This window comes from Bacillus sp. LNXM65, assembly GCF_002998575.1.
GTDB lineage: Bacteria > Bacillota > Bacilli > Bacillales > Bacillaceae > Bacillus.
This window is the reverse complement of record NZ_PVRB01000002.1, coordinates 38,478-64,901: the sequence shown is the minus strand read 5'-3', so window position 1 is coordinate 64,901 and position 26,424 is coordinate 38,478. Positions and strand designations below refer to the sequence as shown.

Here is a 26,424-nt window from a genome sequence, read left to right as displayed (position 1 = left end):
AACACAATGAAAAAAAGGAAGCATCTGACAACCTATAAGGAGTGATGATCATGGAAACAACAACACCAACTGCCGTGCAAAAAGCGTTATTAAGAGGAAAAAACAAGCAAGATCCGTATAACCCATTTGATTGGTATGCCAACATGCGTCAGACATCACCTGTTCATTTTGACGAAGCCAGCCGAACATGGAGTGTATTCACCTATGAGGAAGCAAAACGTGTGACAATCGATAAAAATACCTTTTCTAGTCAGCCTCCTAAAGACCAGCGGAAGCATTCATTGATGAAAACAATGGTGATGATGGACCCTCCCAAACACACTCGAATCCGCTCCATTGTGAGCAAAGCCTTTACACCTCGAGTCATGAAATTGTGGGAGCCGCGTATTCAAGAATTGATGGAGGAACTCATGGCACAAATAGAAGGAAAAAACGAGATTGACCTAGTGCAAGCCATCTCTTATCCGCTTCCTGTCATTGTCATTGCAGAGCTTTTAGGTGTGCCCTCAGAGCATAAACAATCCTTTAAAGAATGGTCTGATATTCTCGTCAGTATGCCTAAAAGTGAAGATGAGGAGGATGTCGCTGAATGGCAGAAAATTCGGGACCAAGGAGAGGCTGATATGATGGCGTTTTTTGCAGACATCATTGAAAGGAAACGTCACAACCTCGGTGATGATTTGATTTCCCTCCTCATTCAAGCTGAGGAGAATGGAGACAGGCTGTCAGCGGATGAATTAATACCATTCTGTAATCTTCTTCTTTTAGCCGGCAACGAAACAACCACCAATTTGATCTCCAATCTGATCTTCAGCTTGTTAGAACAGCCGGGTGCGTATGAAGCGCTCGTTCAATCACCTGAGCTCATCCCGCGTGCTGTAGAGGAGGCCGTCCGTTTTCGTGCACCCGCTCCTACGATCGTCCGCTATGTCACAGAAGACACAGAGCTTGGGGGAAAAGTGCTGAAAAAGGGAGACAATGTGATTGTGTTTCTTGCTTCTGCCAACCGGGATGAGCGTCAATTTTCAAATGCACATGAATTCGATATACACCGCCACCCTAATCCTCATATTGGTTTCGGGCACGGTATTCATTTCTGTCTTGGCGCACCACTTGCCCGCTTGGAAGCATGTACTGCCATCAAGGCCTTATTGGACCGATATGAGTCACTAGAGCTCCTCTCCTATATGCCGATGACAAACAGCGGCATGTATGGGCTGAAAGAGCTGAAGCTGCGCGTCACACTTCGTTCATAACAGAAAAGACTCCCACCAAGCATGGGAGTCTTTTTTAAACGGGGGTAATTCCTTCTGTGTTCATGAGCACAACTCGATATCCATCTGGATCTTCAATGGTTGCCCCTCCTCGATCCCAGTATGGGTTCGTAGAGGTGACTTGCCGTCCGCCAAATGAGATCAGTCTCTCTTTCATCTGCTGAAACTCCTGTTCATCAGGAATATAAAAAACAAGCAGCTGTTCTGGATGCGGAACGGGCAGGCTCTCTTCTTCTTCATGTTTGGTGATTTCTAAATGAACATGCTGATGAGGAAGCCCCAGCATCACACCATCGTATCCTTCATGCTGATCAAATGAACCTATTCGTTTGAGCCCTAAGCCTTTTTCATAAAAAGAAACAACCTCTTCCATGTTGACGGTTGGACGTGCGATGCGTAATTGAGCGGCTTCGAACTGTTGAAATTTCATCAGTCATCACTCCTTTTCTCCTTTTAGTATACGATTTCTCTCTCTCCCTCTCCTCCTCATTTCGACCGTTTTTCAATCATTCTTTCGATGTAGATCCATCAAAAAAAAGCCCAGCTTCTTGAGCTGGGCTTTAAGCACCGGGCGGAACACCCGCATCGTCAAACCTTCTTTCCAGATTGACGAATTTGTTATATTCTTTGACGAACGCCAGTGATACTGTACCAACTGGACCGTTACGCTGTTTGGCAATGATGATTTCAATAATGTTCTTATTCTCTGATTCTTTGTCGTAGTAATCATCACGATAAAGGAATGCCACGATATCGGCATCCTGCTCGATACTTCCTGATTCACGAATATCAGACATCATTGGACGTTTGTCCTGACGCTGCTCTACTCCGCGTGAAAGCTGAGACAAAGCAATAACCGGAACTTCAAGTTCCCTTGCCAGCGATTTTAACGCCCTAGAGATTTCAGAAACCTCTTGCTGACGGTTATCGCTTGATCGTCCGCTCCCTTGAATGAGCTGCAAGTAGTCAATCAGGATCATGCCAAGACCGTTTTCTTGCTTCAAACGGCGGCATTTCGAGCGAATTTCACTTACCCTGATTCCAGGTGTATCATCAATGAAAATCCCACTATTTGATAGCGAGCCCATCGCCATTGTCAGCTTGCCCCAGTCCTCTTCTGTCAGATTACCGGTTCTTAGGTTCTGTGCATTGATATTTCCCTCTGCACAAAGCATACGCATGACAAGCTGCTCAGCCCCCATCTCTAAACTAAAGATGGCGACACTTTCGTCTGTCTTCGTCGCGACATTTTGTGCAATGTTCAATGCGAAGGCTGTTTTCCCTACCGATGGACGAGCCGCTACAATAATCAAGTCATTTCGCTGGAATCCAGCAGTCATCCGGTCAAGCTCAGAGAATCCCGTTGGAATCCCTGTGATATCGCCTTTTCGGTTATGAAGCTGTTCAATATTATCATATGTCTGAACAAGAACGTCCTTAATGTTTTGGAAGGCTCCTGAGTTTTTACGCTGCGCCACTTCCATAATGGTCTTTTCAGCATCACTCAACAGATCCTCTACTTCATCCTCACGCGTGTACCCATCCTGTGCAATGGTTGTCGCCGTACGGATCAGACGTCTTAAGATTGATTTCTCTTCTACAATTTTTGCATAGTATTCTATGTTTGCGGCAGTTGGGACAGAATTCGCAATATCGGTTAAATACGAAATCCCGCCTACCTCTTCTAGTAAATCTGTATTGGCAAGTTCAGAAGTCACCGTGACAAGATCGACCGGTTCCCCTCTATCGCCAAGTACAAGCATCGCATTGTAAATCTTTTGATGCGACATTCTATAGAAATCCTCTGGAATTAATACCTCAGAAGCGAGCGTGAGCGCAGATGGTTCTAAAAAAACAGCACCTAATACGGCCTGCTCGGCTTCTATATTTTGCGGCGGCAGCCGGTCATCGAGAAGTTCCGTCATGCCAAGCACCGTCCTTTCATATAAAAATACGCTACTCATCATTTTAACATTTTCATCAATAAAAAAGTGAAAAACATCGACTATAGTCAAAATTACCATGAGGATGTTTCGTTGAACAGCCAACCAACGCATTTCAATAGAAAAGACTCTGTAACATAAATTGTTATAGAGTCCTTCTGTATCGGATTTTTATCTGTTGTAGTTCACACATGTGATCGACGCTCCAACATGGCATGTTCGAATGCGTTTTTTTAATCTATCGTTTTCTTAACTCCATAATTTTCTTTTTGCCCAATGTCTTGTAAAGACCCGTTTTGATAACCAATAGATAACACCAAATCGGGAATTGAATCAATCCCGTTTTTGGCTAGATCAAATAGCTGTGCACCATAATGTGAAGCGGCAATGCGTGCATTTTCTGCTGTGTATGGATTTTTCAGGAGTTCTTCTTTGTATATATCAAAAATATTCTTCCCGTTATCCGTTACAAATTGACCGTTTACAATGCTTAAATCTTTTAAATTGTAGCCTGTGACCGTTTTGATTTGATTAACAAGGTGGAATTTGGCAAGAGAATCAGGCGTGAATTGAGTAGAATCGTCAGATCTGCTTTTCATGATGTGGAAAAATAATTCTCTTGTATTGTTGGTTGTATTTAATAGGTCTTCTATTTGTTTGGTCAGCGATTCGTCTGTTGAACCACTCACCAATAATTTGAAATGATTTGGGTCAATGGTAAAAGTTAAATTTGTGTTTTTAGGAATGGTTATACCGTTTTTAGAGAATAAATCTTGCAATTGTTCGTTGACCTTTTGCCGATTGAATATTTTTTTCTCTACGCTTTCTTGGGTAGGATCGTACCGTTTTTCATTACGGAAGATGGCGTCATTAAAGTCATATTGACCTCCTTTTCCAGAATTAGCCCAGCCAATCTCCATCGTATAAGCAGCTTCTCTCTCTACTTTAGTTAGATCATTCCTGAAATAAGGAGAGTAAGAATTTCTATACTTATCGTGTATATGACCATGGGGATTTTTGAAACGTTTATTTTGTTCATTTATTTTTTCATATTTTTCATCTAATATTTTCATTCGTCTATCCGCTTCGGTCATCACCTCATTTGTACTTTTAATAGCTGATTGACCTTTATAGTCTATTCGGTTCTGATTGTTTGAAGCACCTGCCGTGTATGACGTATTAATATTCATTTTGATTCTCCTTTTTAAAAAATTAGTGATTATTAAATATATCGGCAATTCAGTTAAAATTTGTTAGTTATGATCCGATATAGTAATTATTACAAGGAGGGTTAAAATATGACAAATACTATCTTCAAACGTTTTTTATTACCTGCATTGGTATTAGTGCTTGTTACTAGTTTTTTTGCACCTAATTCAGCGGAAGCAGCTATTACAGGGAATAACAGCCCTAACACAGCAAGCTCAATGGGATATTGGAAAAATAGTCGTCCAGATACAACAATCTTACCTGAAGGTGAAAATGAAGCGTATTATCAGTTCACGATCAATAAGGGTGAAAGGGTTTATGTGCGAAGTTCATATGATAAGCAATATACGGGGATGAAAATCGAGGTGTATAATTCGAAGAGTTCTAAGCCAGGGTCAAGAGTGATTAATCCTGATTCAGTAACGCCCTTTATATTTGCAAATACTGGTGACGTTACTTCAACTTCAGAAACTTATTTTGTGAAAGTGACCCGTGGTACATATACAGGGAATATGTATTTTACTGTCTCCATTCAAGATCGTATCAAATCTGGAAATGGGACATTCAATTTTACGGGAGCCGCTACCAACTCGGGGAATACTTCTTTGAATTTTTTGGGAGTTGATTCTTCTATCATTACAATGGATTTAACGAACAATTCTTCTATCCCTAACAATGCAATCGTTAAATCGATTTCAACAACTAGTACCCAATCGCCTAACCAAGGAAATGTCACACACAAACTGATGGCTGATGAAAACAAGATTTGGAACGAATCCGTTTTTTCCTCTGCAACAAGCGGTTCTTACCGTATTTCTCTTGAAGATGAATTAAAAGTCGCTCAAAAATGGAACTTTAAGTACAACGCAAAAGCTACAGCGAGATCTACTATGAGCAATGTCAAAGCCGATATCCGTTACGAATATGATGTCACAGATGGATTCTAATTTAATGGTGTTTACAGACATGTACACCAATTGATCAAAAAGTAAGGGTACACACCTTACTTTTTTAATTGTTGAATTTTGGATGCTATACTTCGCCACTTTTAAAACAGCTACGCATGATATTGAATAAGTTGTGAGATATGATCACCAGCTTTTTGCAAAATCCTCCTCTTTTTGCCTAAAAATATAAGAGGGTCTATAGACTCATTTTTCCTCAAAATTATTTCGAGAAGAAAAACCTATATTTATTCCTGAATCAAACAGAAGAAAATGGTAAATATTCCGAGGCAGTCAAGGTCTTTTGACATTTCTCCTCTTTTTAAATGACAAGGTCCGGTATTCCCTATTTCAAATCATTTGTTAGTGAGTTAGTCCGTTATTTTCTGAATATTAAGATTAAAATATCAAATACACAACTTAATGAACATTTGACTTCATAATTGATAACCATTATCATTTGATTTGCTTGCGTGATAGTTGAGAATCATTTTCATTTGGAGGAACCATTCTTCAATTACTACACTCATCCAATATCCGCAAGCCTGCTTTTATCATCGTATGATGGTCGAATTTGAGGAAGGAGATTTTTTACATATGTCCAAACGCCCTGAAGGAATGGGTACTGAGGATTCACTTTTCGGAGAAAGCCGTCCTTTTTTTATACCTGGGACGGAGCAACTGGATATCACAGCACACCCATACAGACTTTTTATATTTAAACCGAATACTACTCCTCCAGCGGCTGGTTTTCCAGTCATGTACGTGCTTGATGGGAATTCACTTTTTGGCACAATGGTCGAAGCCATTCGTTTACAGTCAAGAAGACCTGAAAAAACAGGTGTCGTACCTGCCATCATTGTTGGAATTGGCTATCAGACAGAAGCGCCCTATCATCCGCTCAGGCATTATGATCTCACTCTTACCAGCCCTGATGCTTCCATTGGGGGCAAAAGAAAGGACTTCTCCATCCATACATATGGCGGGGCCTCTGCTTTCTTTTCTTTTTTAGAAAAGACTGTAAAGCCTTATATCGAGCAACGCTTTCCGATCAACCTGAGTCGTCAAACACTGTTTGGGCATTCTCTTGGCGGTCTTTTTGTATTACACACACTATTTGAGCACCCTGATGCTTATCAGACATATATTGCGGGCAGTCCTTCTATCCACTGGAATAAAAAATTATTTCTAGAAAAAGAATACCAATTCACCAACCGTATACGTCAGGTGCCTATGGATGTAAGGCTGTTTGTAGGTGTAGGTGAGCTAGAAAAACATCATCCATGTCAAATGAATGATCATGCAAAGTCACTAGCAAATCGTATGTTGCCTTTATCCTCATATGGCTTACATACGGCCTATCATGAGTTCCCTGAAGAAGGACATACGTCCGTTTTACCGGTGCTGATGAATTACGCTTTCCGTTTTGCACTCTATCATGATGATCCTTTAACAACCACAGACATGAAAGAAAGGTAGTGAACACATGAAACATAGTGGTCTATCTCAAAAGATTGCCCTTATCACAGGTGCAGGACAAGGTATTGGGCAAGCAGTCGCAAAAAGACTATCCGAAGAAGGTGCGATCATTGCAGCAGTTGACGCAAATGAAGATCAGCTGCAAAGCACCATCCAACAAATGAATGATGAAGGCATACGCGCCTTTGCCTATCCAGGTGACATTACCAATCAAGCTTCTGTTCAGCACATTGTCGATCAAATTGAAAAGCAGCTCGGACCCATTTATTTACTAGTCAATGTAGCAGGCATTCTTCGAATCGGTTCTATTGACCAGCTTTGTGCAGATGACTGGCAACAAACCTTCGCAGTCAACACACATGGTGTCTTTTACGTATCTCAAGCTGTCTCCAAATACATGATGAAAAGATCAGAAGGGGTCATTGTGACCGTCAGCTCTAACGCAGGTGCCATCCCTAGAATGAATATGGCTGCCTATGCCGCATCAAAAGCCGCAGCTACTTCCTTTACAAAAACGCTTGGATTAGAGCTAGCAGCCTATGGAATCAGATGCAATGTCGTCTCTCCTGGCTCTACCGCAACACCTATGCAATGGGCTTTATGGTCTGATGAACAAGGAGCAGATCAGGTGATTAAAGGTTCATTAGAGACGTATAAAACCGGTATTCCTTTACAAAAAATCGCTGATCCTCAAAACATCGCTGATGCAGTAATCTTCTTTGCATCTGAGCAATCCAGTCATATTACGATGCAGAATCTCACGATTGATGGTGGCGCAACACTCGGAATCTAGCATTTCATCAAAAAGGAGGCCTTTTCATGAAACATTCAATATTGTCGTCAGAAGAAAAAGTACAGTTGATTCAAGACTATCAGCCAGGCGCTTTTTTCCTTGCTTCCCCTAAACGTACGATACTGGCAGAAGGGATTTTCCAGCATATTGAAACCAATCAGCTAAATGAACTATCCACAAGGGTAGCTCACGTATTTGACGCTGCCAAACAAGCTGGTATTCGAACACCGATTGTTGCTGGTGCTGTTCCGTTTGATCCGGCGCAACCCGTTCGTTTAAGTGTTCCAATCCATGTACAGTTTAGTGATCCACTCGAATTTCATCAAGGTGATGAGGAGTCGGAAATGGCAGCTCCATCCTATGAGGTGACACCTGTCCCCTCTCCAGATGTCTACATGAATGGTGTGAACGAAGGGTTAGCTAAAATTGAGAAAGGAGAGCTTAGCAAAATCGTACTCTCTAGATCTCTCCATCTCAAATCAAATCGAGAAATTAATACGAAAGCAATACTTGAACGACTTGCTCGTCATAATACGACTGGCTATACGTTTGCTACAAATGTAGCTGACCCGGAATCTTCCCAAAAGCGCACACTGCTTGGGGCAAGCCCTGAGCTGCTTCTTTCAAAAACTGGTTCAACTGTTATTTCCAATCCACTTGCTGGTTCTCGGCCACGCAGTTCAGATCCAGTAGAAGACCAGCGTCGTCACGATGAACTCCTTACTTCAGCGAAGGATTTACACGAGCATGCAGTGGTTGTCGATGCTGTCACTAAAGCGCTTGCTCCTTACTGTCATACACTAGATGTGCCTGCATCACCATCCGTCATACAAACAGAAACGATGTGGCATTTATCTACTGTCGTTAAAGGTGAATTAGCAGATTCAGGTGTATCCTCAATTGATTTAGCGCTTAGCCTTCATCCAACACCCGCAGTATGCGGAACACCTACAGCAGATGCTCGTGAAGCAATCCAAGCGATTGAACCCTTCGATCGAGGATTTTTCACAGGAATGATCGGTTGGTCAGATGCAAATGGTGATGGTGATTGGATTGTCACCATTCGTTGTGCAGAAGCTGAGGGGCACTCCCTTCGCCTCTTTGCTGGTGCAGGAGTGGTCAAAGGATCAAAGGCAGAAGAAGAGCTAGCCGAAACATCTGCAAAATTCAACACGATGCTTCATGCGATGGGCATCCATCAGTTATAAAAATACATAGGAGATGACAAAACATGTTTGTTCAACCACCTACATGGCCAGAAGAATTTGCAAAACGCTACCGTGAAAACGGCTGTTGGCGTGGGGAAACCTTTAGCGGCATGCTTCGTGAACGCGCCGCATCGTTAGGGAATAAAACAGCAATTACATATGCTGATACGCACATGAGCTACCAAGAACTTGATGAGCGCGTCAGCAGTCTTGCCGCCGGTTTTCATCAGCTTGGAATTCAAAAGGGAAGTCGAGTTGTCGTTCAGCTTCCTAACATTCCTGCTTTTTTTGAAGTCATTTTCGCTTTATTTCGAATCGGTGCTTTACCCGTCTTCTCGCTACCATCTCATAGAAGCAGTGAAATCACTTATTTCATTGAGTTTGCCGAAGCAGACGCATATGTCATACCAGATATCGATGGCGGCTTTGATTATCGATCACTCGCACGTCAAGTGAAAGAAAAGCTTTCCTCATTACCTCATGTCATTGTCGCAGGGGAAGCTGAGGAATTCCTTTCCTTGGATGATCTGCGCAAAGACCCATCACTCGATCCTCAAATTCATGTAGAGGCAAGCGATATTGCGTTTCTTCAGTTATCTGGAGGCAGCACAGGCCTTTCAAAGCTCATTCCTCGCACACATGATGACTATATGTATAGTCTTTGGAAAAGCAATGAGGTGTGCGAGCTTACACAAGATAGTGTGTATCTAGCTACACTTCCAGTTGCACACAACTATCCATTAAGCTCGCCTGGAGTCCTTGGGACGTTATACGCAGGTGGAAGAGTCGTTCTTGCACCTGGATCAAGCCCTGATGTAGTCTTTCCACTCATTGAAAAAGAACGAGCAACCATTACCGCTGTCGTTCCACCTATCGCATTGATTTGGCTAGAGGCTGCTCCTCATCGATCAGATGACTTATCCAGCCTTGAGGTCTTGCAAGTAGGTGGTGCTAAATTCAGTGCTGAGGCAGCAAAACGAGTGATGCCTGCCCTTGGGTGTAAATTACAGCAAGTTTTTGGCATGGCAGAAGGTCTGGTCAACTATACCAGATTAAATGATCCTGAACATGTCATTATTCATACACAAGGACGCCCGATGTCTGAATATGATGAGGTACTAGTGGTAGATGATGAGGACAAGCCCGTCCCGAATGAAGTGGCTGGACATCTTTTAACAAGAGGACCTTATACGATTCGTGGCTACTATAAAGCTGATGAACAAAACAAAAAAGCATTTACACCCGATGGCTTTTACAGAACAGGTGACATCGTGCGATTAACCAAAGAAGGAAATGTTGTTGTAGAAGGCAGAGACAAGGATCAAATCAATCGTGGTGGCGAAAAGGTTGCCGCTGAAGAAGTTGAGAACCATTTACTTGCGCACCCTGACATTCATGATGCCGCCATGGTGTCCATGCCAGATCCATTTCTTGGCGAACGCTCATGTGCCTTTGTTATTGCAAAAGGAAACAACAAGCCAGCACCACATGCATTAAAGTCATTTCTAAGAGAACGCGGGCTCGCTGCCTATAAAATTCCCGACCGCATTGAATGGATCGATGCGTTCCCACAAACAGGTGTAGGCAAAGTCAGTAAAAAAGCATTAAGAGAATTAGCTGCAATCCATACTGCCAACGTATAAAAAAAGAGGAGTGAAAACCATGGCAATCCCTACTATTCCTGCGTATCCAATGCCGAGCACACAAGATTTACCCGAAAATAAAGTGAACTGGATACCGGATCCGAAACGTGCTGTTCTGCTGATACATGACATGCAACAATATTTTTTAAATGCATTTCAACAAGATACATCACCGATCACAGAGTTAGTTCAACATATTGAACAATTACGTAATACATGCAATGAACTTGGAATTCCAGTCGTCTATACAGCTCAACCTGGTGACCAAGACCCGAAGGATCGTGCCTTATTAACAGATTTTTGGGGACCTGGACTTGGTGATGATGAAGCATTGACAAAAATCATTGATCAGCTTGCTCCATCTGAAGCAGATACAATGCTGACAAAATGGCGTTATAGCGCATTCAAAAAATCCAATTTTTTAGATATTCTTCAAGAAGGCGGGCGTGATCAACTGATCATTACTGGCGTATATGCACATATTGGCTGTATGCTGACAGCCGCAGAAGCATTCATGCTCGATATTGAAACCTTTTTTGTCGCCGATGCCGTTGCTGACTTTTCACTTAAGCATCACAAAATGGCAATGACCTATGCAGCTGAACGCTGTGCGGTCACCACAACGACAAACCAAATCATTAGTCGTTTAACAGGACAGGAAGCAGAAGATGACCTATCTTTTGAGGCCATCCTTCACCAAGTAGCTGAGTATCTCGAAATCAAGCCGAATGAAATACCGCTTGACGAGAATCTCGTCTACCTTGGGCTTGATTCTATTAGAATGATGAGCCTAGCGGAAAAGTGGAGACAGCAAGGAATGACAGTCAATTTCGTTGAGCTTGCAGCAAATCCAACGCTCACTCATTGGCGAACTCTTCTTTTCCCAGAAAAACAGCCATCTATCCCAAATATCGATTACATGTAAAGGAGGTATAGACCCTTGTCGATCCAGTCAGTCGATTCATTCCCACTAACCGGTGCCCAATCAGGCATATGGTATGCGCAGCAGCTTGATCCATCTAATCCCATTTTCAATACAGCTGAGTATATAGATATTAAAGGTTATATTGACCCCATACACTTTGAAGCAGCCATTAGAAAGACTGTCTTAGAAGCAGATTCCTTGTATATGCGCTTCGTTGAGGATACTGACGGTCCAAAGCAATGGTTTACATCTAAGAAAGAGATTCCATTTCAATATATCAATTTACAATATGAAAAACAGCCGCTTGATGCGGCTAAAGCATGGATGAATGCAGATCTTTCAACATCAGTCTCTTTAGAGAAAGATGTATTATTCCGTGAAGTACTTTTTCAACTTGCTGACGACCGATTTATCTGGTATCAGCGCATTCATCACATTGCCATTGATGGATTCGCCTTTTCGCTCATTGCACGCCGTGTTGCTGAGGTCTATTCAGCCCTATCGAAAGGGACACCTGTGCCTCCTCAAACATTTGGAGCCTTACATGACGTAGTCCAAGAGGAGATCACCTATCAACAGTCCAATCGGTATGAAGAGGATCGAGCGTTTTGGAAAAATCGCTTTGCTGATCAACCTGAAATTGTGAGCCTTGCTGAGCTTGCCCCAAGAACTTCAGATGATTTTATCCGAAAAACCGCTAGCTATGATGCTGAAAAGGTAAGCAAAATGAAAAAAATTGCTCAAGCTTTCGGTTGTACCTGGCATGAAATGATTCTTGCCGCATCCGCTCTATATATGCATCGTATGACTGGTGCACACGATATTGTTTTAGGATTGCCTGTTATGATGCGCCTTGGATCTTGCGCCTTGCAAACACCCGGAATGGTCATGAACCTAGTACCGCTTCGTTTAACATGCAAACCAGAAATGACGCTCTCAGCACTTGTTCGCCAGGTATCTGATGAACTGAAAGCCATTCGGCCTCATCAAAGATATCGTCACGAAGACATGCGGAGAGACTTTAAACTCATCGGAAGAAATCAACGATTATTCGGCCCACAGATCAATATCATGCCATTTGATTATGATCTCATGTTCGATCAGAGCATTGGTCAAGCACATAATCTTTCAGCAGGACCCGTAGATGATTTATCGATCAACATATACGACCGCGCGGACGGGAACGGATTTCAAATCGACTTTGATGCAAACCCTGCCGTTTACAAAGAGCAAGCAGTTGACGCTCATCAGCATCGTTTTCTTCAATTGCTCGAGGAAATAACTGGACTAGAACAAGATCAGACAATCAGTCAATTCAACCTTCTTTTGTCTAAAGAAAAAGAGAACATCCTCAAGCACTGGAATGATACAAAACGAGAATTACCAAAAGAATCTTTACGGGAACTATTTGAAAAACAAGTCAGCAAAACACCACAAGCAAAAGCAATACAGTTTGAAGGAACCACTTTGACCTACGAAGAGTTAAATCAACGGGTAAATCAATTAGCTCATTATTTGAAAAGGCATGGCATCGGACCAGAACAATTTGTCGCAATTGCTCTGCCTCGATCCATCGATATGGTCGTAAGTCTGTTGGCCGTCGTCAAAACAGGAGCCGCATATCTGCCATTAGACCCTGATTACCCTAGCGATCGTGTCGCCTATATGCTAAATGATGCCAAACCAGCGTGCTTGCTCACAGTCAAAGAGACTGCAGACCGTTTGGACCATCCACACATCGTTCAACTCGATGATTCAACTGTTTATCAGGAGATCGTAGGGAGTCCGCATCTCAATCCGACCTGGAACGAAGGCTCTCCACATCACCCGGCTTACATCCTCTACACGTCAGGATCGACAGGCAAACCAAAGGGTGTTGTTGTAACAAAACGAAATGTGATCAACTTTATATTGTCCATGCAAGATTCATTTTTATTAGATCAAGGAGACCAGCTTTTAGCGGTAACGACCATTGCCTTTGATATTTCCGGGCTAGAAATGTTCCTCCCACTCTTACATGGGGCTGCTCTTTTATTGGCAAAAAAAGAAATCATACAAGAGCCAGCAAAGCTTTCAGACATGATTCGTTCTCATCATGTCACAATCATGCAGGCAACACCAACGTTGTGGCATGTATTGGCAGATGAATACCCTGACGTGATAACAGGTATGCGTGTTCTTGTTGGAGGAGAAGCACTCCCTGCCTCCCTTTTGCACACATTGCAATCTCTTCAATGCGACATTACCAATTTGTACGGACCTACAGAAACGACGATCTGGTCTACGATGGAAAATGTCACAGCACATCAAGAGAATAGCGGGCCGCCAATTGGCAAACCCATTTGGAATACGAGTATTTACATTTTAGATGAAGGGCTAAACCCTGTCCCAGCAGGATCAATCGGTGAACTTTATATTGCAGGTGAAGGAGTATCCAGAGGATATCTTGGACGATATGATTTAACGGCTGAACGTTTTGTGGCTGATCCATTCGGTACAAAAGGCACGAGAATGTATCGTACTGGTGATTTAGCCAGATGGCGTGAGGATGGTTCAATTGATTATATCAGCCGTGCCGATCATCAAATTAAAATCCGCGGCTTCCGTATTGAACTAGGTGAAATCGAAACCGTGATTATGCAACACCAATCCATAAAGCATACATCTGTTATCGTTCGTGAGGATCAACCTGGACAACAGCTGCTTTGTGCGTATGTTGTGCTGACAGATGGCACTTCTCTGCACCCTTCAGAGCTCAGGCAGTTTGTGGCTGCATCACTTCCTGATTACATGGTGCCTTCTGCTGTTGTCGTTTTGCCAGACCTTCCACTTACACCAAACGGCAAAATCGATCGCAAAGCATTACCAGCACCAAATATGTCTTTAGTTAGTTCTGACCGTACACCTAGAACGCCCCAAGAAGACATGTTATGTAGTTTATTTGCAGAAACCCTTGGCCTATCTCAAATTGGCATAGATGATAGTTTCTTTGACTTAGGCGGACATTCCTTACTCGCCGCTCGTCTGCTTAGACGTATACGCGATACACTTGGTGCAGACCTAAGCATGAGTACCATTTTTGAATCACCTCGAGTTGCTGAGCTTGCGCAGCACATTGACAAAGCGAAGGACATTCGGCCGCCGCTTCAGGTAGAAAACAAGCCAGATGAGATTCCGTTATCCTTTGCCCAAAAACGGCTCTGGTTCCTTCATTGCCTTGAAGGGCCAAGTCCAACTTACAATATCCCACTTGTCATTCAGCTGACAGGTACACTAGATCAAAAAGCTTTAATTGGTGCATTGGCAGATATCACTGAAAAACATGAAACCCTTAGAACCATTTTTCCAAATAAGAACGGCATGCCAAGACAGGTCATTTTACATCCAAAAAGTGTTCAGCCTGAACTCCATGTCACAGCTTCAAGCGATCAACAAATTGAGAATCAGTTAAACGAAGCCATTCGCTATAGCTTTAAGATTGAAGAAGAACCCGCACTGCGAGCAGATTTATTCAAGCTTGATGCAAATCGATCCGTACTGCTTCTATTGCTACATCACATCGCTGGTGACGGCTGGTCACTTGCACCATTGACACGAGACTTAGCTGCTGCTTACGAAGCACGTATACAAGGGAAATCACTCTCCTTGCCAGCCGAACCTGTTCAATATGCTGACTATGCTATTTGGCAACAGAAGCTGTTGGGCAGTGAAGAAGAGACGGATAGTCTATTTGCCAAGCAACTAAGCTATTGGACAGGTGCCTTACAGGACCTGCCAGAAGAACTGGAGCTTCCCTATGACTTCCCGCGTCCACAGGAAGGAAGCTTCAACGGTGCTACGATAGACTTTACGATTGAGCCCGCTTTACACCAGCTGCTCCTTGAGCTTGCAAAGCAGCATCAAGTGAGTTTGTTCATGGTGCTTCAAGCATCACTTGCAGCATTACTGACACGCCTTGGGGCGGGGACAGATATCCCAATTGGCAGTCCAATTGCTGGACGGAATGACGATGCACTTGACGACATTGTGGGATTGTTTGTGAACACACTAGTATTACGTACAAATACAGCTGGTAATCCAACCTTTAGTGAGCTATTGAAGCGAGTTCGAGACGTTGACTTAGCAGCCTATGAGCATCAGGATCTGCCATTTGAACGGCTAGTCGAAATCCTAAATCCAACCCGATCCAGATCACGCAATCCATTGTTCCAGGTCATGCTTGCCTTCCAAAATACACCGAAGGCGGAAATGAAGCTGACACAACTTGACTCAGATCTCTACGTGAAACCAGTAGGGTCAGCTAAATTTGATCTGACCATCGAATTGACAGAACAAAGAACTGAAACTGGATCAGCAGCAGGATTAACAGGTTTGTTTGAATTCAGTACAGATGTATTTAAACAAAGCACCATTCGAGCAATCGCTGACAGAATGAAGCGCTTTTTAACAGAAGTAGCTGAGCGCCCACACCTGCCGATTGGTCAAGTGAACATTTTGTCGGATAAAGAACGACAAACATTTTTCCCTGACAAAAAGACATTCGCTCAGTTAGACCAAGCACCTAGTCTCCCAGCCTTATTTGAAAAAACGGCGCAGCAATACCCTGATCGAGTGGCTGTAACGGATGGCAATCAACAGCTTACCTATGAAGAGTTAAACAACAAAGCCAATCGACTTGCTCATTTATTAATAGAAAGAGGCGTTGGACCAGAACAGTTCGTTGCACTTGCCCTGCCTAGATCAATCGATATGCTCGTAAGCTTATTAGCCGTTCATAAAGCAGGCGCAGCCTATGTTCCGCTTGATCCTGACTATCCAGCAGACAGGCTGGCTTACATGATACAAGATGCCAAACCCGTTTGCAGCATCACAACAAAAGCAGATGCAGTGCATCTCCCTGCTGATTGCGATTTGATTTTGTTAGACGAAAAAGAAACGAGCGATCAATTGCTGACTACGCCAAATCACAATCCGGCTGATATAGACAGAATTGAGCCACTATCTTCTCTGCATCCGGCCTATATTATTTATACATCCGGTTCTACAGGGAAACCAAAAGGAGTGGTCATCCCACACCAAAATGTCATCCGTCTTCTGACATCTACTGCACATTGGTTCCATTTTGATGAAGAAGATGTTTGGACAATGTTTCATTCGTATGCCTTTGATTTTTCAGTATGGGAAATATGGGGACCACTTTTATATGGAGGTCGACTTGTCATTGTACCTCATACCATCTCTCGCTCTCCAGAAGAGATGCTGCAGCTTCTAGTCGAGGAAGGTGTGACTGTGCTTAATCAAACACCTTCTGCCTTCTATCAGCTCATGCAGATAGACAAGGAACAACAGACACTTGGTCAAGCATTATCACTCCGCTATGTCATCTTTGGCGGTGAAGCATTAGAGCTTAGCAGATTAGAAGATTGGTACAGCCGTCACCCAGACTGTAAGCCAAAGCTAATTAACATGTACGGCATTACAGAAACCACCGTACACGTTACGTACAATATACTCAATCGAGACATGATCGCAAAGAAATCCAGTAGCTTAATAGGCGAACCGATTCCTGATCTACACGTTTACGTACTAGATGAATACCTACAACCTGTTCCCCCTGGGACGACAGGTGAAATGTATGTAGCTGGAGCTGGCTTGGCAAGAGGTTATCTAAGCAGGCCTGACCTGACCTCAGATCGATTCCCTGCCGACCCTTATGGAGCACCTGGCACAAGGATGTATCGTACAGGTGACCTCGCACGCTGGACAGAAGAAGGGGCCCTTGATTACATTGGCAGAGCTGATCACCAAATTAAAATACGCGGGTTTAGGATTGAACTTGGAGAAATCGAAGCCGTTCTGGCACGCCACGATGCAGTTGCACAAGTTGCCGTCATTATGCGAGAGGATCAGCCTGGTGACAAACGCTTAGTCGCATATATCGTAACAACTGAAGAAGACTGTTTCGATACAGAGACCCTTCGTCATTTTGCCGCAGCCAGTCTTCCTGATTACATGGTGCCTGCGGCATATGTACAGATTGATACCATGCCACTTACAGCAAACGGGAAGCTTGATCAAAAATCACTGCCGGCACCTCAATTGCATATAAAGCAAACGGATGGCCGCGGCCCAAGAAATCCGAAGGAGGAAATCCTATGTCATCTCTTTGAAGAGGTGCTTGATTTGCCAAAAATCAGCATTGACGATCGCTTTTTTGACATTGGCGGGCATTCCTTACTTGCGGTTCGTTTAATCAGCCGCATTCGTGATGCACTTGGTGTCAAACTAAGCATCGGAACGTTGTTTGAAGCACCAAATGTTGCAAGTTTGGCAGAGAAACTAGAAACAGGAAGCGATGAAAACGCACTAGAAATCTTGCTGCCACTACGAACAAATGGAGAAAGATATCCTCTCTTCTGTGTTCACCCAGCAGGTGGTCTTAGCTGGTGCTATGCAGGTCTCTTGAATACATTAGAGAAAGACATCCCTATTTATGGATTACAGGCACGAGGAATCGCAAGAAAAGATGACTACCCGCGCACACTAGATGATATGGCTGCGGATTATATCAAGCACATCCAAACGATTCAGCCAAAAGGCCCTTATCATCTTCTTGGCTGGTCACTAGGCGGAAACGTTGTACAGGCAATGGCTACACAGCTCCAGCAGCAAGGTGAAGAAATCTCACTCGTTGCGATGCTGGATGCCTATCCGAACCATTTCTTACCGATTAAAGAAGCACCTGATGAAGAAGAAGCACTAATCGCTCTTCTTGCGCTCGGCGGTTATGATCCAGATACCTTAACAGATGAACCGCTCACAATGAAAAGTGCCGTCGACATCTTGAAAAAAGATGGCAGTGCACTAGCAAGCTTAAGTGAAGATGCCATTAGAAATCTAAAAGAAACCTATGTCAATTCAGTTCGATTGCTCGGAGAATATCAGCCAAAAACTTATCATGGAGACATATTATTCTTTAGATCTACCATTATCCCAGATTGGTTTACACCAATTGATCCCGAAGCATGGGCACCTTATATCAACGGAAAAATTGAACAGCACGACATTCATTGCCGGCACAAAGACATGTGCCAGCCTAAACCCCTAGCAGAAATTGGTGTCATCTTAGACAACACACTGCATCGGGTCAAACAAAAGCACTAAGAATAAAGGAGAGATGACAAATGACAAATCCCTTTGATCGTGAAGACGGTGTCTTTCTTGTGCTTGTCAATGAACAAGGACAGCATTCACTTTGGCCATCATTTGCACCAGTGCCAGATGGATGGGAAAAGGTCTTTGGTGAAGACACTAGAAATGCCTGCATCGATTATATCCAGACACACTGGCAGGACTTACGGCCTTTAAGCTTAACAAAAGAACCTGCCCTAGCACATGGAAAAACGGAATAAATCATCGCACCCTGATCTCACTCAGGGTGCTTTTTTGACAGAATAAACATCACCATCTTTCCAGCCCTTTCTGCTACAATTTAATTGAGAATGTTTATCAATCATTAAGAGATCAGGTGGTTTTATGGGAAATAACAATCAATTACGTACAATGGCAAATGCCGAACAATTCATCTATCGATTAACATATACTGAAAAAATAAATAATGCAGAGCTTCCGCATACGGAGCAACAGCTATCAGATACATTCTGCCTCCTCTTCAGCATAAGCGGCAGCGGTTTACTCACATTGAACGATCAAAAATGGCGATTGAAAAATCTGACACTCTATACGATCATGCCTGGGGAAACATTTATGTTGAAAACAGAGCCTTATCAAAAACACGAGCTCTATCTGTTTCGCTTTCAGCTCTACACGCTGCAAGATCAAAACATAGGAGAAGTATCAACTGAACATGCCCGTTCTTTACTGAATGTATGGCAATTTGTCGATATTAGCTCGATTGAACAAATTCATTCTTTACTGCCTGAAATGACAGAGGAATGGAAAAGACCTGAATCCATTAGCTTTTTTAGAAGCCAAACTCTTTTTCAACAGCTCATTATGCAGCTTTTCACACTGCATCAAGAAGATATTTGTGACACGGCACATGCCCTTTTCAAAACAAAACAATATATTGATCAACATTCCGAAGAACCCCTCAGCCTTACAAGTCTATCTCATATGGCTGGCATCAGCGCCAATCATTACAGTGAGCTATTTAAAAAGCATTTTGATGTGAGTGTCACTGATTATATCACCAAGAAAAGGATGGCTAGAGCCAAACAGTTAATGGCAAAAAGCAATGCAAAGCTCAAAGACATTGCACTGGAAATCGGCTATCAAGATCCCTATTACTTTAGCCGCATCTTTAAGAAAAAAACTGGCATGACCCCTTCTGCTTATATGAAAAGCCGTCAGCGGAAAATTGCAGCCTATGGTCATTCCATACTCGGTCAGCTCACACCAATTCATATCATCCCATATGCTGCCCCTCTTCATCCTAAATGGACAGCACATGATTTTGAGCATCATGCAGAAGAAATTCCGATTCACCTGAGTGCACATCGTATCAACGAGCACGCTGAAGCCAATTTACAGCAATTAAAGGAAACAAAACCTGAGCTGATCATTGCCAATGATCATGTGACAGAGGAAGAAAAACAAGTGTTGAAAACCATCTGTCCTGTTCACTTTGTTCCATTCACACAATTGAATTGGCGCGCTCAATTCAGACAAACAGCTATGTTCCTGAACGAAGCGAAGGAAGCAGAAGAATGGTTGCTTCATTACGAGGAAATCGTCATTCAAGCGAAAAAGGCATGCCTTGTTGATCATCCACCAAAAACCGTCCTGCCTCTTCGTATCTTTCAAGATCAGCTCTACTTGTCTGTAAATCGCACCATGTCAGAAGTGATTTTTCATGACATTGGTCTTCTGCCAGCTTTTCAGAATGATGGTCAGCTAATAGAAAAAAAAATCAGCATTCGCTCCATACAACAGCTAGACCCAGACGCCATCTTCCTCTTCTTGCATAAGGAGCCAAAAACCATTGCATTTTATCAAAAGTTAAAGCAACAGGAGGCTTGGCAAAATCTCAAGGCTGTGAGTCAACAAGCAGTCTATCCACTCGCTTCTGACCCTTGGCGTGAATACACAGCAGCCAGTCATCAACGAGTCATTCAGGACCTTTTATCTTTTTTTCCGTAAAAAGTCCATCATTTGATAGAGAATTGTCTATGGCTAAAAGGACGAAAGCCTATTACAATCTTTAATTGAGAACAATTATCAGTTAAAGGAGAAAACAAATGAAAAAATGGTTAGCATTGCTTACCCTTTGTATCATGACGATCACCACAGCAGCCTGTGGTGCTACAGAAAATAAACCTGCTTCAAACACAGCCAAAAGCAAGTCAGCTGAAGCAACAGAAACAAAAATCAATTACTTAGATCAAACGTACAAGCTCAAAACACCAGTGAAACGAATCGTCATTGCTGGAAGCCTAGAATCAATGGAAGATGCAAAATTACTTGGTATCCAACCTATTGGTGCTTCTACCGTAGGCGGCACATTCCCTGAATTATTTAAAGACATCACAGCGAAAACAGAAGGCATCGGTGAAAAAACAGAACCAAACCTAGAGAAAATCTTAAAACTAAAACCAGACGTGATACTCGGATCAACAAAGTTCCCACCTGCAACAATTAAAAAACTGGATAAAGTCCAAACGACGATTCCGGTATCCCATGTCTCTTCTGACTGGGAAAGTAATCTTTTATTGCTCGGTACACTGACTGGAAAAAGTGAAGAAGCCAAAACCCTCATTTCTGATTATCAGAAAGATCTCAAACAGGCGAAAGAAACCCTGAAAGACAAAAGCAACAACAAAACAGCTGTCATTTTACGCATTAGACAGGGAGACCTGTACGTGTATCCTGAAGATGTATACTTCAACTCTACCTTATATGGGGACTTAGGATTTACAGCACCAAGTGATATCAAAAAAGCCAAAGCACAAGCGATGATTTCAATGGAGCGACTTGGCGAACTAAATCCTGACTATATTTTTGTTCAGTTCTCTAAAGAGGAAAACTCATCGAATCCAAACGCATTGAAGGACTTAGAGCAAAATAAAATTTGGACAAGCCTAAAAGCTGTGAAAAATGGGCACATCAATGCAAATGTCGTTGATCCTATGCTTCAAGGAGGAACAGCACTAAGCAAAACAACCTTCCTTGATAAAGCTGTCAAATGGTTAGAGAAAAACAACTAAAAAAGAAGCGCCAATTTGCGCGATCAGATGGTTGACAAAGAGCTAAAATGATCTTTATTTTTAGCTCTTTGTCTTCTTTTCAGCGTAGTTGAAAACCTTGAGGAGAGAATACACATGAACGGAACGTTTCTATATGACGAGTTTAATGGGCGTCAGCTTGATATTTACCTTCCACAGGACACCTCTATTGATGTTCCAGCTGTCTTTGTACAAGATGGCTCTTCTTTGTTTAGAACACATCTGCTAGAGATCGAAAGAATGATCGAAGCCAATACCATCTCGCCAATCATCATTGTCGGCATACACCCCTTCAATCGACTTGATGAATATACACCATGGAAGGCGTCATCACTGCGTTCTGAGTTTCCTGACTTTAATGGCGAGGCACAGACGTATATGTCATTTTTAGCAAATGACTTGCTCCCATATATCAAAAGAGAATATCCAGTCAAGCAGACCTGTCATCAACATAGTCACGTAGGTGCTTCATTAGGTGGACTATTTGCTATTTATACCCTATTGATGCACCCTGCCCTTTTTAAAAACATCGCATCTATCTCTGGGTCATTTTGGTATCAAGATTTTCTACCGTTTGCTAAACAACAAAGCATTCAGTGTGTGGATCACCTTGTCTATTTATCTGTAGGCAGTGAAGAAGGTAAAGGCAAAACATCTGCTCAACAGCACATGCCTTTATTCAACAAACAACTACATGACCTTTTATTACAGAAAGGGATGCAGGATTGGCAGCTGCAATATCACATCGAACAAGGGGAGGGCCATCATCTGAAACAATTTCAAAAAAATTTCTTATCGGCCATAAAGTGGTTTTATAAAAGAGAACTCTAATTTTTTATCAGCATGGTACAAAGCTGATATGTTATATTGGAACGTATAGATTGAAAGAGGAGGGATTTGCTCATGAGACCTTTACAAATCTCAGCCGATACAGCACAAAAACTTGCGGCATCACTCAATGTACCCATTGAACAAATCATGCACATGCCGCAGCATATCTTAATCGCTAAACTAGCAGAACTTGAACAGAAGAAAGATCGTTCTTCTTAAAGAAATAAAGGAGTTTACATTCATGGAACAACATCTAGAACAATCAACATTACATCCTCGCAGTAAAGGACAAACCATCCTGCTGATTGCTGGGATTTTACTCATTGCATTTAATCTGCGGCCTGCCATTACGTCCGTGGGGCCTCTCATCGGCGCCATTCGTTCCGATTTACAGCTTTCAAATGGACTTGCGGGTTTTCTCACAACATTACCACTGCTCTCATTCGCATTGCTTTCTCCAATTGCACCTAAAATCGGAAAACGTCTTGGCAATGAACGAACCCTTTGGCTTGGGCTTGCTGTCCTTTTATTTGGGATTGTGATTCGCTCGTTTGGCACGATCATCTTCTTAATGATGGGAACCGCGCTTGTCGGTGTCGGGATTGCAATATGTAATGTGCTCTTACCGGGGCTCGTGAAGCATAAATTTCCTGCACATGCTGGATTGATGACGAGCGTGTATACGACCTCGATGTCCGTCTTTGCGGCACTTGCATCAGGTGTCAGTGTTCCACTCAGTCATACGATGCCTGGCGGCTGGAATACATCATTCCTCGTATGGGCTGGCCTTGCTCTTCTCGCGATGATGGTCTGGGCGCCACAGCTTCTTCATCAGAACACAGCGGCCGTCAAAAGCATTTCGCTCACAGAGCAGCCAATATGGCGTTCACGTGTCGCATGGCAGGTGACCTTTTTTATGGGGTTGCAGTCATTCCTTTTCTATAGCAGCATCGCCTGGTTTCCCGATATTTTAACATCACATGGAATGAACCTGTCGACAGCCGGCTGGATGCTGTCCATTATGCAGTTTGCTGGGCTGCCATCCACCTTTTTAACGCCTGTTTTTGCAGAAAAATTAAAAACACAAAGACCGCTTGTGTTCGGACTTGTCCTTGTGTATTTACTCGGCATGATCGGACTTCTTCTCGGAGGATCGTCGCCTATTCTCGTGATCTCTGTTTTATTGATCGGTATTGGACAAGGTGCCAGCATCAGTCTGGCGCTCACATTTATCGGATTACGGACGACCAATATGGAGCAAGCCGCTGCCCTTTCCGGAATGGCGCAGTCTCTCGGTTATTTATTAGCCGCCGTTGGTCCGTTCATGATCGGTATCCTTTTTGATCTCACACATACATGGACGCCATCCATTATCATCTTTATCATCATCCTATTTTTCATGTTTTTATCCGGTATGCGAGCCGGACGAAGCGTCTATATTTCAGATCCATCATAAAAAAAGAACCCGCCTCCTCATGAGACGGGTTCTTTTCTGCTTTATGCTTGTTCTGTCACATGAACCTTTAACGTTGCTTGTACCTCTGGATGAAGCTTCACCGGTACATTTGTGTAACCTAATGCACGGATGGCGTCATTCAGCTCGATTTTGCGCTTATCGAGTTTGATTTGATGATCTTTTTGTAATTTATCAGCGATTTGTTTGCTTGTAATCGATCCAAACAGACGACCGCCTTCACCTGATTTTGCAGTGAGCTCCACTGTTAACGCCTCAAGTGTCTCTTTTAGTTGCTTCGCTTGTTCAAGCTCTTGGATGGCATTCTTTTTCTCTTTGTTTTTCTGCCCTTCCAATGCGCTTAGGTTCGTTGGATTTGCTTCAACCGCTAACCCTTGTTTGATGAGAAAGTTGTGAGCGTATCCGTCAGCTACATTCTTGACTTCGCCTTTTTTCCCTTTGCCTTTTACGTCTTTTAGAAAGATGACTTTCATCTTTGAACCCCTCCTTCGAAATATTCATCAATGGCAGCTTTTAACTGCTCTACCGCTTCTTCAATGGTTATACCATACATTTGGGTGGCAGCGTTAGTCAAATGACCGCCGCCATCTAACGCTTCCATGATAATTTGGACGTTGATATCTCCTAATGATCTCGCACTAATGCACACCGTGTTGTCATCTCGTCTAGCGACAGCAAATGACGCTTCTACCTCACTCATTGACAACAGAGAATCAGCCGTCTGGGCAATCGTAATTTGATCATAATACTCCGAGCTGTCTGACGGCAATGAAGCAATCGCCACCTGATTTTGATACAAATCTGTATGTTGAATGAGTTTTGCCCGTTTGATGTAATGATCAACTGTCTCTTTTAGGAATTTTTGCACAAGGACAGGATCTGCCCCCTTCGCACGAAGATAGGATGCTGCATCAAACGTTCTTGATCCCGTTCTCAGCGAGAAACTCTTCGTATCCACGATGATCCCTGCGAGAAGCGCAGTAGCTTCAATCATGTTAATACGCAATTTCTTCGGCTGATACTCTAAAAGCTCTGTCACAAGCTCTGCTGTGGATGAAGCATACGGCTCCATATAGACAAGTAATGGATCACGGATAAACTCTTCGCCGCGTCTATGATGGTCAATGACCACGACATTTTCAATCTTATTGAGCAGTCGTTCTTCCATGACGAGAGACGGTTTATGTGTATCCACGACCACAAGCAATGTATCATCCTCTGCAAGCTCCATGGCTTCCTCTGGGGTGATAAAACGTGACCAAAGATCTTCATAATTCTTAATCTCACTAATCAAGCGTTGAACACTGTCACCAATCTGGTTGGCATCAATGACAATATAGCCTTCTTTCCCATTGGCCTGGGCGACCTTTAAAATTCCAATTGATGCACCGATCGAGTCCATGTCTGGGAACTTATGCCCCATGATCATGACATTTCCGCTTTCAGATACAATTTCTTTTAAAGCATGAGAAATGACTCGTGCGCGTACACGTGTCCGTTTCTCCATTGGATTCGTTTTCCCGCCGTAGAATTTCACTTTTCCATTTGGCTGCTTAATGGCTACCTGATCCCCGCCTCGTCCGAGGGCAAGATCAAGACTCGACTGCGCAAGTGCCCCAAGCTCTTTTAAAGAAGGAACGGACGCACCAATCCCGATACTCAGAGTAAGCGTCGCACTATGCGCCCCTGTTTTCTCACGGACCTCGTCTAAAATGGAGAACTTCGACGCTTCAAGCTCTGCTAAGATGCTCTCATTTAGAACCGCCATAAATCGTTCAGACGAAATTCGCTTCAGGAAAATGCCATATTCTTGTGCCCAATTGTTTAACAGCGACGTCACTTCACTATTAATGGTGCTGCGCACCTGATCATCAAGACCTTGCGTGACATCATCGTAATTGTCTAAAAAGATATAAGATAACACCGTTCGTTCATTTTCGTACTGTCTTTCAATCTGCACCTGTTCCGTGACATCAAAGAAATATAAAAGGCGCTCTGACCGTTTAATAATGACTTTGAATTTCCGATCATTCAGCGTCACATTTTCTGTCTCGACCTCTTGTTTAATAAGAGGCACAACGGACTCGAATGTATCATACAAAGATCTGCCGACAAGCGTGCTTTCATGAAAGCACGAAGCGAGAAATGGATTTGTCCATTCGATATAATACTGGTCATTAAACAGCATAATACCAATTGGCATTTCCATTAATGCTTCTTCTCCAACCTTTTTGACTCGATAGGATAATGTTGAAATATATGAATCAATCTCTTTTTGCACTTGCGTATCTGCCCACTTTAAGAAGTAGAGCACACCTGCAAGAACGAAAAGACCAACCGCTCCTATGATCCAATTATAATAAAGGTTGAGGAGGACTGTGACCACCGCAAGGACAATCAAAGCGATGATCGGATACTTGATGACAGGTTTTCTATAGAAGCTTGGCACTGATATCA

General features: G+C 43.0%; 19 protein-coding genes. 14 read left to right on the top strand and 5 right to left on the bottom strand.

Annotation, left to right across the window (positions count from 1 at the left end; genetic code table 11):
- Positions 1–50: 50 nt before the first annotated feature.
- Complete coding sequence (locus tag C6Y03_RS03905) at positions 51–1,256, top strand: cytochrome P450 (protein WP_106038858.1); 1,206 nt, start codon at positions 51–53, stop codon at positions 1,254–1,256.
- Positions 1,257–1,290: 34 nt separating this feature from the next.
- Here the strand turns inward: C6Y03_RS03905 and C6Y03_RS03900 are convergent, their stop codons facing one another.
- The 3 genes from C6Y03_RS03900 to C6Y03_RS03890 all read right to left on the bottom strand — a co-directional run bounded on the left by C6Y03_RS03900 (position 1,291) and on the right by C6Y03_RS03890 (position 4,407).
- On the bottom strand, positions 1,291–1,704 hold the full coding sequence (locus C6Y03_RS03900; RefSeq protein WP_095286160.1) for a VOC family protein: 414 nt from the start codon (positions 1,702–1,704) through the stop codon (positions 1,291–1,293).
- A 130-nt stretch (positions 1,705–1,834) separates the two neighbouring features.
- Entirely contained in the window at positions 1,835–3,199 is a 1,365-nt protein-coding gene (gene dnaB, locus C6Y03_RS03895) for a replicative DNA helicase (RefSeq protein ID WP_003214779.1), read from the bottom strand.
- A 251-nt stretch (positions 3,200–3,450) separates the two neighbouring features.
- Positions 3,451–4,407 carry a DUF4885 family protein gene (locus C6Y03_RS03890; protein WP_106038857.1) on the bottom strand — a complete coding sequence of 319 codons (957 nt, stop codon included), beginning with the start codon at positions 4,405–4,407 and terminating at the stop codon, positions 3,451–3,453.
- 108 nt (positions 4,408–4,515) lie between these two features.
- Between C6Y03_RS03890 and C6Y03_RS03885 the strand changes: the two genes are divergently transcribed.
- The 13 genes from C6Y03_RS03885 to C6Y03_RS03825 all read left to right on the top strand — a co-directional run bounded on the left by C6Y03_RS03885 (position 4,516) and on the right by C6Y03_RS03825 (position 23,949).
- Entirely contained in the window at positions 4,516–5,373 is an 858-nt protein-coding gene (locus C6Y03_RS03885; protein WP_106038856.1) for a hypothetical protein, read from the top strand.
- A gap of 594 nt (positions 5,374–5,967) precedes the next feature.
- Positions 5,968–6,849 carry an alpha/beta hydrolase gene (locus C6Y03_RS03880; protein ID WP_066031477.1) on the top strand — a complete coding sequence of 294 codons (882 nt, stop codon included), beginning with the start codon at positions 5,968–5,970 and terminating at the stop codon, positions 6,847–6,849.
- A 7-nt stretch (positions 6,850–6,856) separates the two neighbouring features.
- On the top strand, positions 6,857–7,642 hold the full coding sequence (locus C6Y03_RS03875; RefSeq protein ID WP_066031476.1) for a 2,3-dihydro-2,3-dihydroxybenzoate dehydrogenase: 786 nt from the start codon (positions 6,857–6,859) through the stop codon (positions 7,640–7,642).
- A gap of 26 nt (positions 7,643–7,668) precedes the next feature.
- Entirely contained in the window at positions 7,669–8,850 is a 1,182-nt protein-coding gene (gene dhbC / locus C6Y03_RS03870; RefSeq protein ID WP_066031475.1) for an isochorismate synthase DhbC, read from the top strand.
- Positions 8,851–8,873: 23 nt separating this feature from the next.
- On the top strand, positions 8,874–10,493 hold the full coding sequence (locus C6Y03_RS03865; protein ID WP_106031724.1) for a (2,3-dihydroxybenzoyl)adenylate synthase: 1,620 nt from the start codon (positions 8,874–8,876) through the stop codon (positions 10,491–10,493).
- 19 nt (positions 10,494–10,512) lie between these two features.
- Entirely contained in the window at positions 10,513–11,418 is a 906-nt protein-coding gene (locus tag C6Y03_RS03860) for an isochorismatase family protein (RefSeq protein ID WP_106031723.1), read from the top strand.
- Positions 11,419–11,433: 15 nt separating this feature from the next.
- A complete protein-coding gene (locus C6Y03_RS03855) occupies positions 11,434–18,582 on the top strand; it encodes an amino acid adenylation domain-containing protein (RefSeq protein WP_106038855.1) in 7,149 nt (2,382 codons plus the stop codon).
- Between the two features lie 20 nt (positions 18,583–18,602).
- The gene (locus tag C6Y03_RS03850) at positions 18,603–18,830 is read left to right on the top strand and encodes an MbtH family protein (protein WP_025093680.1); all 228 of its coding nucleotides are present in this window, start codon (positions 18,603–18,605) and stop codon (positions 18,828–18,830) included.
- A gap of 124 nt (positions 18,831–18,954) precedes the next feature.
- Positions 18,955–20,580 (top strand): AraC family transcriptional regulator, encoded by a 1,626-nt coding sequence (locus tag C6Y03_RS03845; protein ID WP_106038854.1) that lies wholly within the window; start codon positions 18,955–18,957, stop codon positions 20,578–20,580.
- Between the two features lie 98 nt (positions 20,581–20,678).
- Entirely contained in the window at positions 20,679–21,644 is a 966-nt protein-coding gene (locus C6Y03_RS03840) for an ABC transporter substrate-binding protein (protein ID WP_106038853.1), read from the top strand.
- Positions 21,645–21,758: 114 nt separating this feature from the next.
- Positions 21,759–22,493, top strand: a complete 735-nt coding sequence (locus C6Y03_RS03835) for an alpha/beta hydrolase (protein WP_106038852.1) — start codon at positions 21,759–21,761, stop codon at positions 22,491–22,493.
- 72 nt (positions 22,494–22,565) lie between these two features.
- A complete protein-coding gene (locus C6Y03_RS03830; RefSeq protein WP_003214589.1) occupies positions 22,566–22,712 on the top strand; it encodes a YycC family protein in 147 nt (48 codons plus the stop codon).
- A gap of 22 nt (positions 22,713–22,734) precedes the next feature.
- Positions 22,735–23,949, top strand: coding sequence for a CynX/NimT family MFS transporter (locus C6Y03_RS03825; protein ID WP_060597692.1), 1,215 nt, complete (start codon positions 22,735–22,737; stop codon positions 23,947–23,949).
- Positions 23,950–23,990: 41 nt separating this feature from the next.
- Here C6Y03_RS03825 and rplI read toward each other — a convergent pair whose 3' ends face one another.
- A complete protein-coding gene (gene rplI, locus C6Y03_RS03820; RefSeq protein ID WP_034323903.1) occupies positions 23,991–24,440 on the bottom strand; it encodes a 50S ribosomal protein L9 in 450 nt (149 codons plus the stop codon).
- The gene (locus C6Y03_RS03815; RefSeq protein ID WP_060597693.1) at positions 24,437–26,416 is read right to left on the bottom strand and encodes a DHH family phosphoesterase; all 1,980 of its coding nucleotides are present in this window, start codon (positions 26,414–26,416) and stop codon (positions 24,437–24,439) included. The genes rplI and C6Y03_RS03815 overlap by 4 nt, the downstream gene beginning before the upstream one ends.
- Positions 26,417–26,424 lie beyond the last annotated feature (8 nt).

What these genes read in the sequence shown, in the direction of transcription:
- C6Y03_RS03905 (WP_106038858.1), top strand. Translation starts at nt 51, where the DNA reads ATGGAAACAACAACACCAACTGCCGTGCAAAAAGCGTTATTAAGAGGA.
- C6Y03_RS03900 (WP_095286160.1), bottom strand. Translation starts at nt 1,704, where the DNA reads ATGAAATTTCAACAGTTCGAAGCCGCTCAATTACGCATCGCACGTCCA.
- dnaB (WP_003214779.1), bottom strand. Translation starts at nt 3,199, where the DNA reads ATGACGGAACTTCTCGATGACCGGCTGCCGCCGCAAAATATAGAAGCC.
- C6Y03_RS03890 (WP_106038857.1), bottom strand. Translation starts at nt 4,407, where the DNA reads ATGAATATTAATACGTCATACACGGCAGGTGCTTCAAACAATCAGAAC.
- C6Y03_RS03885 (WP_106038856.1), top strand. Translation starts at nt 4,516, where the DNA reads ATGACAAATACTATCTTCAAACGTTTTTTATTACCTGCATTGGTATTA.
- C6Y03_RS03880 (WP_066031477.1), top strand. Translation starts at nt 5,968, where the DNA reads ATGTCCAAACGCCCTGAAGGAATGGGTACTGAGGATTCACTTTTCGGA.
- C6Y03_RS03875 (WP_066031476.1), top strand. Translation starts at nt 6,857, where the DNA reads ATGAAACATAGTGGTCTATCTCAAAAGATTGCCCTTATCACAGGTGCA.
- dhbC (WP_066031475.1), top strand. Translation starts at nt 7,669, where the DNA reads ATGAAACATTCAATATTGTCGTCAGAAGAAAAAGTACAGTTGATTCAA.
- C6Y03_RS03865 (WP_106031724.1), top strand. Translation starts at nt 8,874, where the DNA reads ATGTTTGTTCAACCACCTACATGGCCAGAAGAATTTGCAAAACGCTAC.
- C6Y03_RS03860 (WP_106031723.1), top strand. Translation starts at nt 10,513, where the DNA reads ATGGCAATCCCTACTATTCCTGCGTATCCAATGCCGAGCACACAAGAT.
- C6Y03_RS03850 (WP_025093680.1), top strand. Translation starts at nt 18,603, where the DNA reads ATGACAAATCCCTTTGATCGTGAAGACGGTGTCTTTCTTGTGCTTGTC.
- C6Y03_RS03845 (WP_106038854.1), top strand. Translation starts at nt 18,955, where the DNA reads ATGGGAAATAACAATCAATTACGTACAATGGCAAATGCCGAACAATTC.
- C6Y03_RS03840 (WP_106038853.1), top strand. Translation starts at nt 20,679, where the DNA reads ATGAAAAAATGGTTAGCATTGCTTACCCTTTGTATCATGACGATCACC.
- C6Y03_RS03835 (WP_106038852.1), top strand. Translation starts at nt 21,759, where the DNA reads ATGAACGGAACGTTTCTATATGACGAGTTTAATGGGCGTCAGCTTGAT.
- C6Y03_RS03830 (WP_003214589.1), top strand. Translation starts at nt 22,566, where the DNA reads ATGAGACCTTTACAAATCTCAGCCGATACAGCACAAAAACTTGCGGCA.
- C6Y03_RS03825 (WP_060597692.1), top strand. Translation starts at nt 22,735, where the DNA reads ATGGAACAACATCTAGAACAATCAACATTACATCCTCGCAGTAAAGGA.
- rplI (WP_034323903.1), bottom strand. Translation starts at nt 24,440, where the DNA reads ATGAAAGTCATCTTTCTAAAAGACGTAAAAGGCAAAGGGAAAAAAGGC.